13 protein-coding genes and 1 tRNA gene are annotated in these 16343 nt (G+C 73.1%); 9 read left to right on the top strand and 5 right to left on the bottom strand.

Annotation, left to right across the window (positions count from 1 at the left end; translation table 11 throughout):
• Nucleotides 1-223 precede the first annotated feature (223 nt).
• The 4 genes from AC0665_RS34610 (at nucleotide 224) to AC0665_RS34595 (ending at nucleotide 4460) form a co-directional block, all read left to right on the top strand.
• On the top strand, nucleotides 224-1717 hold the full coding sequence (locus tag AC0665_RS34610) for an MFS transporter (protein WP_478609726.1): 1494 nt from the start codon (nucleotides 224-226) through the stop codon (nucleotides 1715-1717).
• 19 nt (nucleotides 1718-1736) lie between these two features.
• Nucleotides 1737-2234, top strand: coding sequence for a GNAT family N-acetyltransferase (locus tag AC0665_RS34605; protein WP_478609723.1), 498 nt, complete (start codon nucleotides 1737-1739; stop codon nucleotides 2232-2234).
• A gap of 166 nt (nucleotides 2235-2400) precedes the next feature.
• A complete protein-coding gene (locus AC0665_RS34600) occupies nucleotides 2401-2850 on the top strand; it encodes a DUF485 domain-containing protein (RefSeq protein ID WP_478509399.1) in 450 nt (149 codons plus the stop codon).
• The gene (locus tag AC0665_RS34595; RefSeq protein ID WP_468414343.1) at nucleotides 2847-4460 is read left to right on the top strand and encodes a sodium/solute symporter; all 1614 of its coding nucleotides are present in this window, start codon (nucleotides 2847-2849) and stop codon (nucleotides 4458-4460) included. The genes AC0665_RS34600 and AC0665_RS34595 overlap by 4 nt, the downstream gene beginning before the upstream one ends.
• A gap of 643 nt (nucleotides 4461-5103) precedes the next feature.
• On the opposite strand, the gene AC0665_RS34590 is transcribed toward AC0665_RS34595, so the two are convergent.
• The 4 genes from AC0665_RS34590 to AC0665_RS34575 form a co-directional block, all read right to left on the bottom strand.
• Nucleotides 5104-5991: a cellulose-binding protein gene (locus tag AC0665_RS34590; RefSeq protein ID WP_468414345.1), complete on the bottom strand. Its 888-nt coding sequence runs from the start codon at nucleotides 5989-5991 to the stop codon at nucleotides 5104-5106.
• Between the two features lie 141 nt (nucleotides 5992-6132).
• A complete protein-coding gene (locus AC0665_RS34585; RefSeq protein WP_468414347.1) occupies nucleotides 6133-6594 on the bottom strand; it encodes a carboxymuconolactone decarboxylase family protein in 462 nt (153 codons plus the stop codon).
• A 170-nt stretch (nucleotides 6595-6764) separates the two neighbouring features.
• Entirely contained in the window at nucleotides 6765-9650 is a 2886-nt protein-coding gene (locus AC0665_RS34580; RefSeq protein ID WP_478706534.1) for an SUKH-4 family immunity protein, read from the bottom strand.
• A gap of 8 nt (nucleotides 9651-9658) precedes the next feature.
• The gene (locus AC0665_RS34575) at nucleotides 9659-10693 is read right to left on the bottom strand and encodes an SMI1/KNR4 family protein (protein ID WP_478609714.1); all 1035 of its coding nucleotides are present in this window, start codon (nucleotides 10691-10693) and stop codon (nucleotides 9659-9661) included.
• Between the two features lie 389 nt (nucleotides 10694-11082).
• On the opposite strand from AC0665_RS34575, the gene AC0665_RS34570 reads away from it, so the two are divergent.
• Complete coding sequence (locus AC0665_RS34570; protein WP_468414353.1) at nucleotides 11083-11658, top strand: YwqJ-related putative deaminase; 576 nt, start codon at nucleotides 11083-11085, stop codon at nucleotides 11656-11658.
• 93 nt (nucleotides 11659-11751) lie between these two features.
• Nucleotides 11752-12246: an SUKH-3 domain-containing protein gene (locus tag AC0665_RS34565; protein ID WP_478706533.1), complete on the top strand. Its 495-nt coding sequence runs from the start codon at nucleotides 11752-11754 to the stop codon at nucleotides 12244-12246.
• A 23-nt stretch (nucleotides 12247-12269) separates the two neighbouring features.
• Here AC0665_RS34565 and AC0665_RS34560 read toward each other — a convergent pair whose 3' ends face one another.
• A complete protein-coding gene (locus AC0665_RS34560) occupies nucleotides 12270-13568 on the bottom strand; it encodes a sensor histidine kinase (protein WP_468414357.1) in 1299 nt (432 codons plus the stop codon).
• 166 nt (nucleotides 13569-13734) lie between these two features.
• Between AC0665_RS34560 and AC0665_RS34555 the strand changes: the two genes are divergently transcribed.
• The 3 genes from AC0665_RS34555 (at nucleotide 13735) to glmU (ending at nucleotide 16260) form a co-directional block, all read left to right on the top strand.
• Complete coding sequence (locus tag AC0665_RS34555) at nucleotides 13735-14610, top strand: hypothetical protein (protein WP_478706532.1); 876 nt, start codon at nucleotides 13735-13737, stop codon at nucleotides 14608-14610.
• A 6-nt stretch (nucleotides 14611-14616) separates the two neighbouring features.
• Nucleotides 14617-14687: transfer RNA gene (locus tag AC0665_RS34550), tRNA-Gln, on the top strand.
• Between the two features lie 124 nt (nucleotides 14688-14811).
• Nucleotides 14812-16260: a bifunctional UDP-N-acetylglucosamine diphosphorylase/glucosamine-1-phosphate N-acetyltransferase GlmU gene (gene glmU / locus AC0665_RS34545; RefSeq protein ID WP_478509402.1), complete on the top strand. Its 1449-nt coding sequence runs from the start codon at nucleotides 14812-14814 to the stop codon at nucleotides 16258-16260.
• Nucleotides 16261-16343: the final 83 nt, after the last annotated feature.

Genomic DNA, 16343 nt, shown 5'->3' with positions numbered 1-16343 from the left:
CGACCCCTCCCCGTCTCGTCCTCCGTCGGTACGAACCCTCCCCGGGCCGTAGTACGGAGGTACCCCTAGGGGCAGTCCACCGCCGGGTGGAGACCGTCTCAGGGTTCGCTCCACCCGCAGGCCCACCCAGGCTCCACCCTCCCGCGACGTCAGGGTCAAGTGGGAAGCTGTCCGGCGGCAGATAGGTGCAAGGGGCAGGCAGGCTCGAGGGGGAGGACCCGGGGTGGGAAGCACCAGTTCCGCGGCGCGTGGGACGAGCGCGCCCCCGGCGGGTCACCGCCGTTCGGCCGTCGTCGCCGCCCTGATGCTGTCGATGGCGCTGGCCGCGCTCGACGCCACCATCGTCTCGACCGCCGTGCCGCAGATCGTCGGGGACCTCGGCGGCTTCTCCGTCTTCTCCTGGCTGTTCTCCGGCTACCTGCTGGCCGTGACCGTCACCCTGCCGGTGTACGGCAAGCTCTCCGACACCTTCGGCCGCAAACCGGTCCTGGTCGCGGGCACGGTGGTGTTCCTGCTCGGGTCCCTGCTGTGCGCGCTGGCCTGGAACATGGGGGCGCTCATCGCCTTCCGTGTCGTGCAGGGCCTGGGCGGCGGCGCGCTCCAGGGCACGGTGCAGACGCTCGCCGCCGACCTGTACCCGCTGAAGGACCGCCCCAGGATCCAGTCGAAGCTGTCCACGGTGTGGGCGGTGTCCGCGGTCGCCGGCCCGGGCCTGGGCGGAGTGCTCGCGGCGTACGCCGACTGGCGGTGGATCTTCCTGATCAACCTGCCGATCGGCGCCCTCGCGCTGTGGCTGATCGTCCGTCACCTCCACGAGCCGGAGCGGGAGTCCGACGGGCACGCGCGCGTGGACTGGGCGGGCGCGCTCGCGGTGTTCGCCTGCGGGGGCGTGCTGCTCACGGCCCTGGTGCAGGGCGGGGTCGCGTGGCCCTGGCTGTCGGTGCCCTCACTGGCGCTGTTCGGCACGGGCCTCGCCCTGGTCGCGGCCGTGGTGCTGATCGAGCGCCGGGCCGCGGACCCGGTCATCCCGGGCTGGGTGTGGCGGCGCCGTACGATCGCCGCGGTCAATCTGGCGCTGGGCGCGCTCGGCCTGCTCATGGTGGCGCCGTCGGTCTTCCTGCCCACCTACGCCCAGGCGGTGCTGGGCCTCGCGCCGGTGACCGCCGGATTCGTGCTGTCCGTATGGACGTTGAGCTGGCCGGTGTCGGCGGCGCTGAGCCAGCACGTATACCGCAGGATCGGCTTCCGTCACACGGCGATGCTCGGCATCGGCACGGCCACGCTGATCCTCGTCGCGTTCCCCCTCCTGCCCTACCCCGGGCAGGCGTGGCAGCCGACCCTGCTGATGCTGCTGCTCGGTGCCGCGCTGGGCCTGTTCCAACTGCCGCTCATCGTCGGGGTGCAGTCGACGGTGGGCTGGGCGGAGCGCGGTACGGCCACCGCGTCCGTGCTGTTCTGCCGCCAGACCGGCCAGACGATCGGCGCGGCGGTGTTCGGCGCGGTCGCCAACGGGGTGCTGGCCGCGCGGCTCGGCGGCGCGGGCGACCTGGACGCGGTGACGCGGGCGCTCGACGCGGGCACGGCGCCGGAGGCGACCCGGCGGGCGATCGCCGAGGCGGTGCACGCGGTGTACCTCGGCGCGGCCTGCGCGGCGGCTCTGGCGTTCCTGGTGCTGCTGTTCCTGGCGCCCCGGAAATTCCCGGTGCTCAAGGACTGAGCGTCCGTATCCTCGCGCCATGGTGACCTTGGAGCCCCTGCGGGCGGACCACGCGGACGCGCTGCTGGCCTTCGAGCGGGAGAACCGGGCGTACTTCGCGCGCACAGTGCCGGACCGCGGGGACGCCTTCTTCACGGCGGAGGGGTTCGCCGCACGGCTGCGGGCACTCCTCGACGAGCAGGACGCGCGCGTGTGCCGCTTCCATGTGGTCCTCGGGGAGGACGGCGACCTGATCGGCCGGGTGAACCTGATGGACCTGGTGGACGGCAGGGCCGAACTCGGCTACCGCATCGGCGAACGCGCCGCCGGGCGGGGCGTGGCGACCGCGGCCGTCGCACAGGTGTGCCGACTGGCCCGAACCGACTACGGACTGACATCCCTCTTCGCGGTCACGACCCTGGACAACCCGGCTTCCATGAGGGTCCTGACCCGCAGCGGCTTCACACGGGTGGAGAACACCACGGTGAGCGGTCGGCCGGGAGTCCGCTACGAGCACCGGCACCTCGGAGAAATCTGAGTCACCGCGGGTAACACCCGAGGTCGGAAAGGTAAGCGCATACCGACCGATCAGTTCGCACAAACCCTCGCGCAGGACCCCTGCTCCGAAGTAGCGTGCGTGGCTCCCGCCCCCCACCTCCCTGTGGTCAGCCGCACCGGAACCCACCGCGCAAGGAGTCGCCGGGATGTCCTACGACCCGTCCCCGTCCCATCCGTACCGACCAGCCGGTCCGCCCTCGCCCCACGACCCGTACACCCACGCCACCTACCCCTGGGCACCGCGGGAGACGCCCGAACCGGCCGGACGGCCTCCCCGGCGCCACACCGCCCTCGGACACCACAGCGACCTGCGGGTCCTGCGCAGCGCCTACCGCCGGCAGCGGCGCGTGGCCACCCTCACGGCGCTCGGTTACTTCGTCCTGTTCCTCCTCCTGTCGGCGTTCGCGCCGTCGTTCATGACCAGCACGGTCACCGACGGCCTGCCCACCGGTCTGCTGCTCGCGCTCGTCCAGGTCCCCGTGACCTGGCTGGCGATCGCCCTGTACGAGCAGACCGCCCGCCGCCGCGTCGACCCGATCGCGGACCGCATACGCAAGCAGGCCGCGCTGGACGCGAGGCGGGAGGGCAGCCGGTGACCACCGATTTCAGCGGCAACGCCCAGGCGATGTCCCTCGTCGGCTTCTCCGCCGTCGCCACGATCACGCTGCTGCTGTGCGTGATGACGGGCCCCGACCGGGACGACCTCGACGAGTTCTACACCGGCTACAGCTCCCTGTCGCCCATGCGCAACGGCCTGGCCATCGCCGGTGACTACATCTCCGCCGCGACCGTCCTCGGCACCGGCGGCGTCATCGCCCTCTTCGGCTACGACGGGATCGTGCTGGCGCTGAGCACGGCCCTGTCGCTGATGCTGCTGATGTTCCTGCTGGCCGAACCGCTGCGCAACGCGGGCCGGTTCACCATGGGCGACGCGCTGACCAGGCGCATGCCGGGACGCGCTGTCCGTATCGCGGCCTGCGCGGTCACCCTGGCGGCGCTGCTGCCGCTGATGCTGGTGCAGTTGGCGGGGACCGGGCAGCTGATGGCGTTCATCCTCGGGTTCTCCGGGGAGTCGTTGCAGACGGGCTGCATCATCGGCGTGGGCGCGCTGATGATCAGCTACGCGGCGATCGGTGGGATGAAGGGCACCGCGCTCATCCAGATCCTGAAGATCGTGATGCTGCTCGGCTCCGGCACGGTGGTCGCGGTGCTGATCCTCCACCGCTTCGACTGGGACCCGGGAGCGCTGTTCGACGCGGCCGCCCGGAACAGCGGTGTGGGCTCGGCGTTCCTGTCCTCGGGGCTGCAGTTCGCGGGCGGCCCCAGCCCCGACCTGGACATGATCACCGCGCAGCTGACGGTGGTCCTCGGCGGTGGCGTCCTGCCGCACGTCACCATGCGCATGTACACCGCCTCCAGCGCCCGGCAGGTGCGGCGTTCGATGTCCTGGGCGGTGTCGGGCGTGGCCCTGTTCGTCCTGGTCATCACCGTCGTCGGCTTCGGCGCGACCGCGCTGGTCGGGCGGGAGTTGATCGCGCGGGTCGACCCGCAGGGCAACACGGCCTATCTGCTGGGGTCGCAGGCGGCGTTCGGCGCGGACGTGTCCTCGGCGGAGACGTTCCTGTTCACGACCGTCACCACGGCGGTCTTCCTCACGCTGCTCGCCTCCGTCGCCGGCATGATCCTGGCCTGCGCCAACTCCCTCGCCCACGACGTGTTCGCGGCCCGGGTGCGGGAGATGTCGCCGCGCCGGGAGATGACGGTGGCGCGGCTGTCGGCGCTGGGCGTGGGCGTTCCCGCGATCCTCCTGGCCACGCAGGTCCAGCACCGCAGCCTCCAGCCGCTGGTGACGTTGTCCTTCTGCCTGGGCGCCTCGGCCATCGCCCCCGCCCTGGTCTACAGCCTGTTCTGGCGCCGCTTCACGCGAACGGGCCTGCTCAGCACGCTCATCGGCGGCTCCCTGGCGGTGCTGCTGCTCATGCCGGGCACCAATCTGGTCTCCGGCTCACCCGTGTCGGCCTTCCCCGAGGCCGACTTCAACTGGTTCCCGTTCACCACCACGGGCCTGCTCTCCATCCCCCTGGGCTTCGCCTGCGGCTGGCTGGGCACGCTGGCCTCCGGCCGCCGCAGGTCGGAGGAACAACGCCACGAGTACGAGGCGGTGGAGGGCTGGATCCTGGCGGGCGCGGTACGCAGGGACCACTGAGGGGGCCGGGCCGGGCCGGTACGGCAGGCGGTGCGTAGCGGTTGGCGGGCTCGCCGGCGGGCGGGCTCGCCGGTTGGATGGCCCGCTGGTGGGCGGGCTCGCCGGCGGGCGGGCCCGCCGGTTGGATGGCCCGCCGGAGGGCGGCCTCCCTGGTGGGTCGGCCCGCCGCAGCGCGGCCTCCCCGGTTGGTCGGCCCGCCGCAGCGCGGCCTCCCCGGTTGGTCGGCCCGCCGCAGCGCGGCCTCCGCAGTTGGTCGGCCTGCCGCAGGGCAGGCTCGTCGGTGGGTGGGCCCGCCGGCGGGCGGGCTCGCCGGTTGGATGGCCCGCCGGTGGGCGGGCTCGCCGCAGGGCGGCCTCCCCGGAGGTTAGGCCCGCCGCAGCGCGGCCTCCCCGGTTGGTAGGCCCGCCGCAGGGCGGCCTCCCCGGTTGGTCGGCCTGCCGCAGGGCGGCTTCGCCGGTGGGTGGGCCCGCCGCAGGGCGGCCTCCCCGGAGGGCGGCCTCCCCGGTTGGCCGGCCCGCCGCAGGGCGGCCCCGCTGCAGGGCAGGCCCGCCGGTTGGCGGCCTCGCCGCAGGGCAGGCTCGTGATCACAGGGCTGCCGAACCGCACCCCGTCCACGCGTCGCGGGCAGGGTCCGTCGGCGGTGTCACTGCGCCGCCGCCCTCCCCGCCCAGTCCGTCAGGCTGGTGTGGACGAGGGCGATGTGGGCCCGGACCTCCTCCTGCCGCTCGGCGTGTTCGCCCAGGAGGCGGGCCGTCTCCGCCTCGACCGCCCCGGCGTGTTCACGGGCCCGGGCGATCAGTTCCGCCGCACGGGCGTGGGCCTCGTCCTCCAGGGCCTGGGCCGCGTCCTGCGCGTCGGCGAAGGCCTGCTCGGCGTCGGACAGCGCTTCCTCGGCGCGGCTCCGCGCCTGCGCCTGGCGTGCGTCCTGCGCGGCCTGCCGGGCCGTTTCCCGCCGTTCCGTCTCCGCCCACCGCTCGGCGCGTTCCTTGTCCTGTTCGGCCCGGGCCCCGGAGGTCCGCTGCCGCATGTCCCGCAGCGCGGCCTCGGCCTCGCCCCGCTGTTCCCGCGTCTCGCGCCGGGCCGCGCCCCGGATCTCGTCGGCCTCGGCGCGGGCCGCGAGCAGCCGCTGCCGGGCCCGCTCGTCGCCGTCGGCGCGTACGGCATCGGCGTGCGCCTGCGCGGACTCGCGTACCCCGGTCGCGAACTCCCGCGCGCCGTCCACGAGCCGGCGCGCCTCCCGCAGCGCCCCCTCCCGCACGGCCGCGGCCTCCTGCTCGCCGAGTTCGAGGAGCCGCCGGGCCCCTTCCCCGAGCGTCTCGTAGGTCTGCGGGGCCAGCCGCGCCACGGCCTCGCGCAGCAGCCCCAGTTCCTCGTCCATCCGCCGGGCGAGCACCGTCAGCCGGGCCGCTCTCTCCCAGGCCGCGTCCCGATCCGCGGAGAGGGCCTCGGCGTACGCGTCGACCTGCTCGGGACGGTAACCGCGCCCCCGCACGGCCGTGAAACCGTGCGGGGACCCCGTCGCGCCGCTCATCCGGACCCCTCTCCACCACACCGCTCCGACGTAGCGCCAAAAATGGGAGATTCAGCGCACATCTTGGTGGATCAGACAGACGTGTTCATCACCCGACACTCCACTCAGGGGTCACCGGTCCACGTCCGGCCCGTACGCCCGTCAGCCCCAGGTGGTGCCCGCGGGCTCCTGGACGGTCGTGTTGATGCGGTTGAACATGTTGGTGACCGCGACGGTGAGGATCAGCGCGGAGAGCTCCTTCTCGTCGAAGTGGTCGGCCACCTCGTCCCACAGCGCGTCCGGCACCGACTCCCCGGAGAGGTCGGAAAGCCGCGTCATCGCCTCCGCCAGCTTCAGCGCGGCGCGCTCGGCGTCCGAGAAGAAGGGCGCGTGCCGCCAGGCGGCGACCGCGGCGATGCGCTCCTCGCTCACTCCGGCCTTGCGGAGGTTGGCCACGTGCCCGTGCACACAGGCTCCGCAGCCGTTGATCTGGCTGGCGCGCAGCCCGACGATCTCCGCGACGTCCTGCGCCAGGCCACCCTCCCCGATCGCCTGGAAGAGGGTGCCGATCCCCTTCATCGCGCCGGGAAGGACGTACGCCGGGTTCGTCATCCGTGCCTGCATGATCTCTGCCTCCTGGGTCCGCGGTGCGTGACTGTCACTGCACTGACGGAGCGACGGCAGGAGATGTGACAGCCCGGCGCTGATTTCTTTCCGGCCCGGCACGAAGAAGCCGGGCCCGGTCGTAGAAGCGACCGGGCCCGGCTCCTTGGCGGCACGTCAGCGGTGACGGGTCACAGCAGCCCGTCCCACATCTCCTCCAGCAGCACCGACCACCAGCTCTCCGGCGACCCCAGCGCCGCCGGGTCGAGCGCGGCCAGCTGCGCCTGGAAGTCGACGGTCCAGCGGCCCGCCTGCTCCTGGTTCAGCCCGAACCGCAGCCGCCACATCCGCCCGAGCAGCGCCAGACACCGCGCGAACTCCGGCAGCCCGGTGTTCACGAACTGCGGTGGCACGGGAGCCCCGCCGGGCCCGGCCTCCACCGGCACGGCGACGATGTTCGCCGTGCCGTACTGCACGCAGATCGCCTTGCCGAAGTCACTGCCCATCACCAGGTAGGACCCCGCGTCCGGGGCGGGCTGCACACCGCGCTCGGCCGCCAGCTCCGCCAGCGTCGGAACGGGCCGCCCCGGCTGCGCCTGCGCCCAGAAGAACGGGCCCATGTCCATCGGCAGTCCGGCCGCCACCAGCGTGTGCGCCACCACCGGCGGCACGCCCTGCCGCGACACGGCGGCCTGCTCGAAGCGGAACACCCCCGGCCCGAACGCGGCACCGAGCTCGTGCCCGATGGCCTCCGGCGGGATCGGCGGCACCGCCTGCACCGGCGGCAGCGGAGCGCGCACCGGAGCCGGACGCGCCGGGCCGTCCGCCACCTGGTGCAACTCGCCCTGGTGGGCCAGCAGTTGCTGCATGCCCTGCTGCCGGCTCGCGTGGTCCGTGCCGTACGGCGCGATGGACGTGATGCGTGCCTGCGGCCACTGCTCGCGAATCATCCGCGCACAGTAGGCACCCGGCAACTCGCACGACTCCAGCTCGGTGTGCAGCTCCAGCACCTGGTCCGGGGGCACGTTCATGGCCCGCAGCTCGTGGAAGATCTGCCACTCCGGGTGCGGCGTGCCCGGCGCCGAACGCCGGATCAGCTGCTGCTCGGAACCGTCGTGCGCGCGGTAGCGCAGCACGGCCTGGTAGCCGGGGCCGACGGTCGGCTGCCCCGTGGGCTGCTGCGGATAGCCGTACGCCGGCGGCGGCCCGGGAACGGGCTGACCCGGCGGCGGCATGGCACCCGGGGGCGGCATGGCACCGGGCGGCATCCCACCCGGCGGCATCCCACCGTGCGGCACGGGCGCGCCGGGCATGCCCGGGGCTCCCGGGGCGGCGGGCGGCGCGCCGGGGGCCTGCGGGGGCGGAGGCACGCCGGGGCCGCCCGCCGGGGGCGCGGCGAGCATGGTCTCCGCGTGATGCACGGGACCCGGGCCGCCGGGCACGCCAGGGGCGCCGGGCGGATGCGGTGCACCGGGCACACCGGGAGGTCCAGGCGGCTGCGGCGCACCGGGCGCCGCCGGGGGCCCCGGCGGCTGCGGGGGCTGCGGACCGCCCGGGCCCATCCGGCCCGGGTCGGCAAACATCGTGGCGGCATGGTGGACACCGCCCGCAGGCGTACCACCAGGGGCCCCCGGCGGGCCGGGAGGCTGCGGCGCGCCCGGGGCCTGCGGAGCACCCGGCGGCTGCTGCGGAGGCAGCGGCCCACCCGCGCCCTGCGGGGAACCGGCCCCACCGGGAGCCCCGGCACCGCCAGGACCGCCGGGCCCGTCGGACCCCGGTCCGCCCGGTCCGCCCGGTCCGTCGGGGCCGAGCGCCGACACGAGCTGCGTCGGCACGTAACCGCCGGCCGGAGTCGGAGCCCCGGGGCCCGACGGCGGGGGCGTCGCGCCCGGCCGCGCTCCCGGCGCACCCGGCGCACCCGGCGGGGGCGGTGTCGCCGGGCCCGCGTTCCGCCCCCGGCCCGGCGGCGGAGCCGCCTTGCTGGTCGCGGCGTCGGCGATGTCCCCGGCGTGGGGCGCGAGCGGCCGTTCGGGCGCACTCGGCGCAGGCGTACTGCCCTGCGGGCTCTGCGGCCGGCCGTAGGGCTGTCCGCCCGGCACCGGCGGGGGCGTGCTGCCCTGCGGCACCCCACCGGGCGGTGTCGCCGGCACGCCGGGCGCGGTGGCCGGACCCGAGGGGTAGCCGTAACCCGGGCCGCCCGCCGGGCCAGAGGCCGGGGCGTCCGGGCCGCCCACGGCCGGCGTCACGGCCGTCGGCGGGAGCTGGCTGCCGCCCGACATCAGGGCCGTCTTGGCCTCGGGCGCCGCCGACGGCGGCGTGTCGGCGTCGGTCTCGCTCAGCGGCGGCGCGAAGACCGTCGCGGGCAGCGGTACGGAACGGTCGTCACCGGCATCGCCGTTGGTGTCCGTACCGGCCCAGGGCGTCGCCCCGGCGGGCACACCCGGAGCACCCGGACCGGCGGCCGGGCCCTCGCCGGCCTCCGGGTCGCCGCCCCCGGCGGCCGGCCACGCCGTACCGCTCCCGGGCGCGACGGGCGCCTCCTGCGCGGGAGTCGCCACGGAGGCGGAAGCGGAACCAGAAGCGGACCCGGCAGTAGACCCGCCGTCAGGGGCATCACCGGCGGCGGCCGCGGAAGCCGCACCCGCCTCACCGGACACGACCCCGGCCCCGGCCCCCGCTCCCGCACCGCGCCGATCCGGAATCCCCAGCTTGTCCGCCGCGTCCTGCAACCACTCCGGCGGAGTCAGCAGGAACGACGTCTGGTTCAGATCCACCCGGGCGGCGGGAGCCGCCGGGAGCGGCTCGTCCGCCGCGTCCGGACGGCCGTACTCCTCCTCGTACCGGCGGATCACCTCGCCCACCGGCAGCCCGGGCCACAGCGTCGCCTCGCCGCTGTCCCGCGCGATCACCAGCCGCTGCGCACCACCGTCCGACCGCGGGCCGTCCGCCCGGTCCTCGGCCCACACCACGAACCCGAGGTCGAACTCCCGCACCCGCACCTCACGATGCTGGTACGAGGGCACATCCCCGTTGATCCACTCCTCAGCGCGCTCCTGCGCCTGCGCGAAGGTCACCATCGCCGCCGTCACTCCCCCACGACCGAGGACGACACCGCGCCCACCGGCACCACACGCGCGAACCCACCGTCCACCATCAGATTCGCCACCGTCTCCAACTCCGGCGGATTGCCCGCCAGCCGCGACAGGAAGACGTCGAAGTCGTCCCCGCACGGCAGCAACAGCCGCTCCACCCGCTCCGCCGGCGGCACCGAGGGATCCACGTCCCGCGCGTCGTCGTACGCGCAGAACCACACCGACCCGATCCGCTCGCCCTTCACCTTCACGGCCAGCAACCCGCCCTGGACGAACGCGACACCCAGGTAGTCCTTGGTCAGATGGTCACGCAGACACTTGTTGACGTACACCAGGTCGTTGACCGCCGCCTCGTCGCGCACCGTGAAGAACGGCTGGTCCACCAGCAGCCCCAACTCCGCGTCCAGCGCGGCCCCCACCGGCGCACAACCGCCCGCCGCCTTCAGGAACGACCGGTACGCACCCGGCAGCCGGTAACCGAGGTCCTCCTCGACACCCTGCACCTGCGACTCGGTCACCGCGACACCCGACTTCGGCAGCCCGAAGTGCGCCGGACGCGTCTCCTGAAGCGGCCGCGTGCCCCGCTTGGAATGATCCACGCCCGACGTGGCCACGCCCCCGTGATGCCGCAGCAGCGCCTTCACCTCGACCGGGACCAGCTCCAGCCGCCGCGTGCCCACCACGTGGTGCCACGTCCAGCCGTGCGGCGTCGCCACCGCCGGCACCGTGTCCCACAGTTCGTGCCCGGACGCCGACAGCGCCGTGTTCGCCGACACGTAGTCCGTCAGCCGCAACTCGTCCACGCCGAAACCCTCCGGCGGCTCCGCGATCTCCGCCGCCGCACGGGCGTAGGCCGAGAAGTCGGGGTAACCACGCTCGTCGACCCGTACCCCTCTCGGGTGACGGGCCGCCCGGACCGGATCCGGGAAGTGCACGACCTGCCCGGCGTAGGCCGCGTTCGGCGGCGCGGCTTGTCCCCCGGCCTGGCGGCCGGGAGGTGCCCCCAGCCCGAGCCGACCTGTCGTCATGGCGGTTGCCCCCTGCGGCACTCTGTACGACCCGTATCCACCACCTTTGGCGCACTACGGCCCGTATCGACTGTCACGTCTTCTGTCTCGACTGCGGTGCACCTCGGCGCACCATCACCGCACGCGCCCACCTCACGGATCACCCTTCGGTTCACTGCATCGATCTCCGAACGGATCACCGCATCGCCCGCGGTGCCGACAGCCTATGCGGTACGACGACACCGGTCACCGGCACCGGTCGGCGCCCCCTTCCGCTTCCGTGACCAGGCGTCACCCCACCGTGACACCGAGCCCCGGTACGGGCGTGTCGCAACGCCCCAGCTTCCGCACCGGCCACGGCATTTGGCAGTCTGTGACCTCCCGGGGGATGCACGGAGGGGAATACGATCATGAACGCGACACAGACGGGACCACACACCGGCAGGTCCGCCGACCCACGCACCGGCGCCCCACGCGACGCCGACCCGCGAAACGGCGACCCACGGGCCGGCGACCCCCGCATCGGCTGGAGCGCCGCCGAGGCCGCCCACGCCCCCGTCCTCCTCCACCGCCGCGACGGGATCCTCCCCACCGTGGCCGCCGCCCTCTCCGTCCGCGGCGCCACCCTCACCGGCACCGCCGCCCGCGGCGACACACCCCCCGCCCTGCACCCCCTCGTCCAGGACTTCCTGGACACCCTCCCCAGCGCCCAACGCGACCGCTTCACCGGCCGCTGCGCCGAGACCATCCTCATCTCCCGCCACATCGCCGCCGCCGACACCGCCCGCAGCAAACGGGCCGCACGCAAACCCATGACCAACGGCGAGGCACGCAAAGCCCTCAAGCAGGCCAAACTCACCGCCCGGCGCATCCGCGAGGACGGCGACCCCCTCCACGGCAGCTTCGCCGCACCCTGCCGCGCCTGCACCGCGCTCAGCGCCCACTTCGGCGTGCGCATAGTCGACCCGGCGTCCCAGACCCGCTGACGCCCCCACTCCACCCCCGGCACCACACCCACGGCACCGAACAGCCCGGCGCGCCCCCGCACGCCCCCATCACCTCGACGAGACGAAGGGCAGATGCACACCGACCGCACCTCCACCACCCGATTCGCCGTACCCGTCGACGCCGCCCTGCGCGCCGCCGGCTGGCAACCCGGACGCTGGGACATCAAACAAGCCGAGATCTGGGCCGACGCGCTCCGCGACCACGCCTCCCCCGCCGGCCACCGCCACACCGTCTTCCCCGCCGCCGTCGAGGCCTGGGCCGAATTCGGCGGCCTCCACATCACCCCCACCGGCCCGGGCCGCCACATCGCCCCCGCAACCCTCCATCTCGACCCGCTGCACGGCCTCCACATGGCCCGCACCCTCGGCGACCTCGGCCGCGCCCTCGGCACCGACGTCTCCCCCCTCGGCGCCGAAACCGACAGCCAGGCACTCCTCGCCATCGACGCCGAAGGCCGCGTCTACACCCTCGACCACACCGGCGACTGGTACCTCGGCACCGACATCGACCAGGCCCTCGCCACCCTCATCACCGGCACCGGACCCGAACGCCTCACCACGGGCTGACCACAAGACCCGCCCCAGCCGGACTACGACGCCGGAATCACCGCCGACACCCGAAAACCCCCCGCGTCCGTCGGCCCGGACACGAACACCCCGCCCAGCGCCGACACCCGCTCCTTCATCCCCACCAGCCCGTTCCCCCCGGACGGGAACCGCGCAGACGACCCCGCGGCCTCCGGCGGCTCGTTCTCCACCTGCATCGCGATCTCCGACACCCGGTGCGCCAACCGCACATACGTCTTCGCCCCGGCCGCATGCTTGTGGACGTTCGTCAGCGCCTCCTGCACCACCCGGTACGCCGTCTGCTCCACCAACGGCGCGTACGACCGGACGTCCCCCTCCACCGAGAAGGCCACCACCATCCCCGCGGCAGCCGACTGCCCCACCAGCTCCTCGATCTCCGCCAGAGTCGGCCCGTCGTCGTCCGCCGCCCGGGAAGCCGCCGCGGCCGCGGCCACCCCCACCGCCGCCAACGGCACCGACGCCGCACGCTCCCGCCGCTCGTCCCCCCCGCTGCGCAGCACCCCGAGCATCTCCCGCAGCTCCGTCAGCGCCTGCCGCCCCATGTCCCCCACCAGCGCGGCATTGCGGACGGCCTTCTCCGGATCCTTCCGCGCCACCGCCTGCAACGCCGCGGCATGCACCACCATCAGACTCACCCGGTGCGCCACGACATCGTGCATCTCACGCGCGATCCGCGTCCGCTCCTCGTTGCGAGCCCACTCCGCCCGCTCCTCCGCCCGCTCCGCGAGCAACTGAAGCTCCCGCTCCAGATCGTCCGCCCGCTCCCGCAGACTCTCCATCAACCGCCGCCGCGCCCCCACGTACAGACCCAGCAGCACCGGAGGCGCCGTGAAGCCCAGCGACATCGTGATCGCCGCGAAGGGCACGAACCAGTCCCCTACGTCCAGATCCCCCCGCGACATGTCCTGCCGCGTCTTCACGAACGTCACGATCAGCGTCCCCACCAGCGACATCCCCGCCAGCGAGGCGATGATCCGCCGTGGCATCTCGGCCGCGGCCAGCGTGTACAGGCCGACGACGCCCATCAGGAAGCCCATCTCGGCGGGCGTGATGGCGATCGACACCAGCACCACCGCGATCGGCCACCGCCGCCGCACCACCAGCACGGAACCCGCCAGCAGGCCGAACACCACCCCCGCGGCCACAGGGATCCCGGCATCCCTGGCGAACGGAATGCCCTCGAACCCGCACTCCAGCGCGGACACCACCGCCAGGCTCACATCGAACACGGCACTGCGCCGCCTGGCCCACCACCACGGCCCTCCCCGGGCCGTCACATGGTCTTCCCCCGTCGCGGTCATGACTCCAGCCTACGGGCGGTCCCCGCCGGTTTTCCGGCGAGTTTCCCGGACTCGCCCGCACCACACTCGGTGACCGTTCGACTGCGAAAGCACCCGATATCCCTCGAACTGCTGAATCGCTCACCGTTCGACGCCGGAGTCGACCATTCCGCCGGACGGTATGCGTATGACACATGCCAGCAGCAAATACACGGACTTCGAGTCCCTACGGGAACGGGCGCTGGCCCTGCGCCGCGCAGGGCTGAGCCGACGCCAGATCCGCGACCGACTGCACGTCGACAACAACGACATCCTCAACCGCCTGCTGGAGGGCGAACCCCCGCCGGCCTGGACGAAGCGCCCGAACGCGAAGGACGACCTCCGCGAGCGGGCCAGGGAACTACGCCTGCAGGGCTGGACGTACGACCGGATCCAGCTGGAGCTGGGGTGCTCCAAGAGCTCGATCTCGCTGTGGGTACGGGACCTGCCGAAGCCGGAGCGGCGGCAACGGACCCGCGAGGAAGCGTCGGCGATCGCGAAGAGAGGCTGGGAAGCCACACTCCGACTGCGCGAGGAGGAGCGCCAGCACACCAAGCGTCAGGCCATGATGGAAGTGAGCGAGCTGACCGACCGCGAACTCTTCCTGGTGGGCGTGGGGCTGTACTGGGCAGAAGGGGCCAAGAGCAAGCCGTACAGCCGCCGGGAGCGTGTCACCTTCGTCAACAGCGACCCCGACATGATCACAGTCTTCCTGGCCTGGCTGACCCTGCTCCGCGTCGACCCCTCGAGCCTCAGATTCGCCGTGCAGATCCATGAGACCGCAGATGTGGCAGCCGCCGAGGCGTTCTGGGCTACTCACGTAGGCATCGGCACGACAGAGCTCCTCAAGACCACCCTCAAGCGACACAACCCCAGCACCAACCGCAAGAACACCAGCGAGACATACAACGGCTGCCTCCGCGTCGACGTGAGGGACGGAGCCGACCTGTACCGTCGCATCGAAGGCTGGTGGTGCGGCATAGTAGGGGCTGCCACCGCATCCGATCTACGAAATCGGACATAGCGGTAATCCCGGGTCGTCTAAGGGCAAGACGTCAGATTTTGGTTCTGATCATGGGGGTTCGAGTCCTCCCCCGGGAGCACACTCTCGGTTCGGGTCCTGGCTGATGCCTATGCCGGCCAGGCCCACACCCCCACCCCCCACAAAAGCCCCCCGGTATCCTGCGGATGTCACCCCACCCCATCCACAGCCGAAGGGCATCCCGTGAGCGCCAACCGCCCGGCAGCCGTCGTCGTTCTCGCAGCGGGTGAGGGCACCCGTATGAAGTCGGCCACACCCAAGGTCCTGCACGAGCTCTGCGGTCGCAGCCTCGTCGGGCATGTGCTCGCCGCCGCCGGCGAGCTGAACCCCGAGCACCTGGTCGTCGTGGTCGGCCACGCGCGGGAGAAGGTCACCGCACACCTCGGCGAGATCGCCCCCGACGTCCGTACCGCCGTGCAGGCCGAGCAGAACGGCACCGGGCACGCCGTACGGATGGGCCTGGAGGAACTGGGCGGGTCGGTCGACGGGACCGTCGTGGTCGTGTGCGGGGACACCCCCCTGCTGACCGGCGCCACGCTCCGGGCCCTCGCCGCGACGCACTCCGCCGACGGCAACGCGGTCACCGTGCTGACCGCCGATGTGCCGGACGCGACGGGCTACGGGCGGATCGTGCGGGACGACGCCACCGGTGCCGTCACCGCCATCGTCGAGCACAAGGACGCCACCGACGCCCAGCGGTCGATCCGGGAGATCAACTCGGGTGTGTTCGCGTTCGACGGGCAGCTGCTGTCCGACGCGCTGAAGAAGGTGCGGACGGACAACAGTCAGGGTGAGGAGTACCTGACGGACGTGCTCGGGATCCTGCGCGAGGCCGGGCACCGGGTCGGGGCCTCCGTCGCGGGCGACCACCGTGAGATCGCCGGGATCAACAACCGTGTGCAGCTCTCCGAGGCCCGCCGGATCCTGAACGACCGGCTCCTCACCGAGGCCATGCTGGCCGGCGTGACCGTGATCGACCCGGCCACGACCTGGATCGACGTGACCGTGACCTTCGAGCAGGACGCCGTCGTCCACCCGGGCACGCAGCTGCACGGCACGACGCATCTGGCCGAGGGCGCGGAGGTCGGGCCCAATTCGCGGCTGACGGACACCCGGGTGGGTGCGCGGGCGCGGGTCGACAACACGGTGGCCGCGGGGGCCGAGGTCGGCGCGGACGCGACGGTGGGGCCGTACGCGTATCTGCGTCCGGGGACCCGGCTGGGGGCGAAGGGCAAGATCGGGACGTACGTGGAGACGAAGAACGCCTCCATCGGTGAGGGGACGAAGGTGCCTCATCTGTCGTACGTCGGCGACGCGACGATCGGTGAGCAGACGAACATCGGTGCCGCGAGTGTGTTCGTGAACTACGACGGCCAGGAGAAGCACCACACGACCATCGGTTCGCACTGCCGGACGGGCTCGGACAACATGTTTGTGGCGCCTGTCACGGTGGGGGACGGGGCGTACACCGCCGCGGGCTCTGTGATCACGAAGGATGTGCCGGCGGGTTCGCTGGCCGTGGCCCGTGGTCAGCAGCGGAATATCGAGGGTTGGGTGGCTCGTAAGCGTCCGGGGAGCGCGGCCGCGAAGGCGGCGGAGGCGGCTTCCCGGGAGTCGGCCGGCGAGGGCTGACCGGAAACCGATGCCTCAAACACGGCGTACGGTGATAAGTGCACACCCGCACCCCCACCAGCTGAGACGGCCTCCGGCAAGCC

Source organism: Streptomyces sp. NPDC043685, from assembly GCF_056436585.1.
The sequence above is the reverse complement of the archived record's forward strand: the minus strand, read 5'-3'. Positions and strand labels throughout refer to the sequence as shown.

What these genes read in the sequence shown, in the direction of transcription:
- AC0665_RS34605 (WP_478609723.1), top strand. Translation starts at nt 1,737, where the DNA reads ATGGTGACCTTGGAGCCCCTGCGGGCGGACCACGCGGACGCGCTGCTG.
- AC0665_RS34600 (WP_478509399.1), top strand. Translation starts at nt 2,401, where the DNA reads ATGTCCTACGACCCGTCCCCGTCCCATCCGTACCGACCAGCCGGTCCG.
- AC0665_RS34590 (WP_468414345.1), bottom strand. Translation starts at nt 5,991, where the DNA reads ATGAGCGGCGCGACGGGGTCCCCGCACGGTTTCACGGCCGTGCGGGGG.
- AC0665_RS34585 (WP_468414347.1), bottom strand. Translation starts at nt 6,594, where the DNA reads ATGCAGGCACGGATGACGAACCCGGCGTACGTCCTTCCCGGCGCGATG.
- AC0665_RS34580 (WP_478706534.1), bottom strand. Translation starts at nt 9,650, where the DNA reads ATGGTGACCTTCGCGCAGGCGCAGGAGCGCGCTGAGGAGTGGATCAAC.
- AC0665_RS34575 (WP_478609714.1), bottom strand. Translation starts at nt 10,693, where the DNA reads ATGACGACAGGTCGGCTCGGGCTGGGGGCACCTCCCGGCCGCCAGGCC.
- AC0665_RS34570 (WP_468414353.1), top strand. Translation starts at nt 11,083, where the DNA reads ATGAACGCGACACAGACGGGACCACACACCGGCAGGTCCGCCGACCCA.
- AC0665_RS34565 (WP_478706533.1), top strand. Translation starts at nt 11,752, where the DNA reads ATGCACACCGACCGCACCTCCACCACCCGATTCGCCGTACCCGTCGAC.
- AC0665_RS34560 (WP_468414357.1), bottom strand. Translation starts at nt 13,568, where the DNA reads ATGACCGCGACGGGGGAAGACCATGTGACGGCCCGGGGAGGGCCGTGG.
- AC0665_RS34555 (WP_478706532.1), top strand. Translation starts at nt 13,735, where the DNA reads ATGACACATGCCAGCAGCAAATACACGGACTTCGAGTCCCTACGGGAA.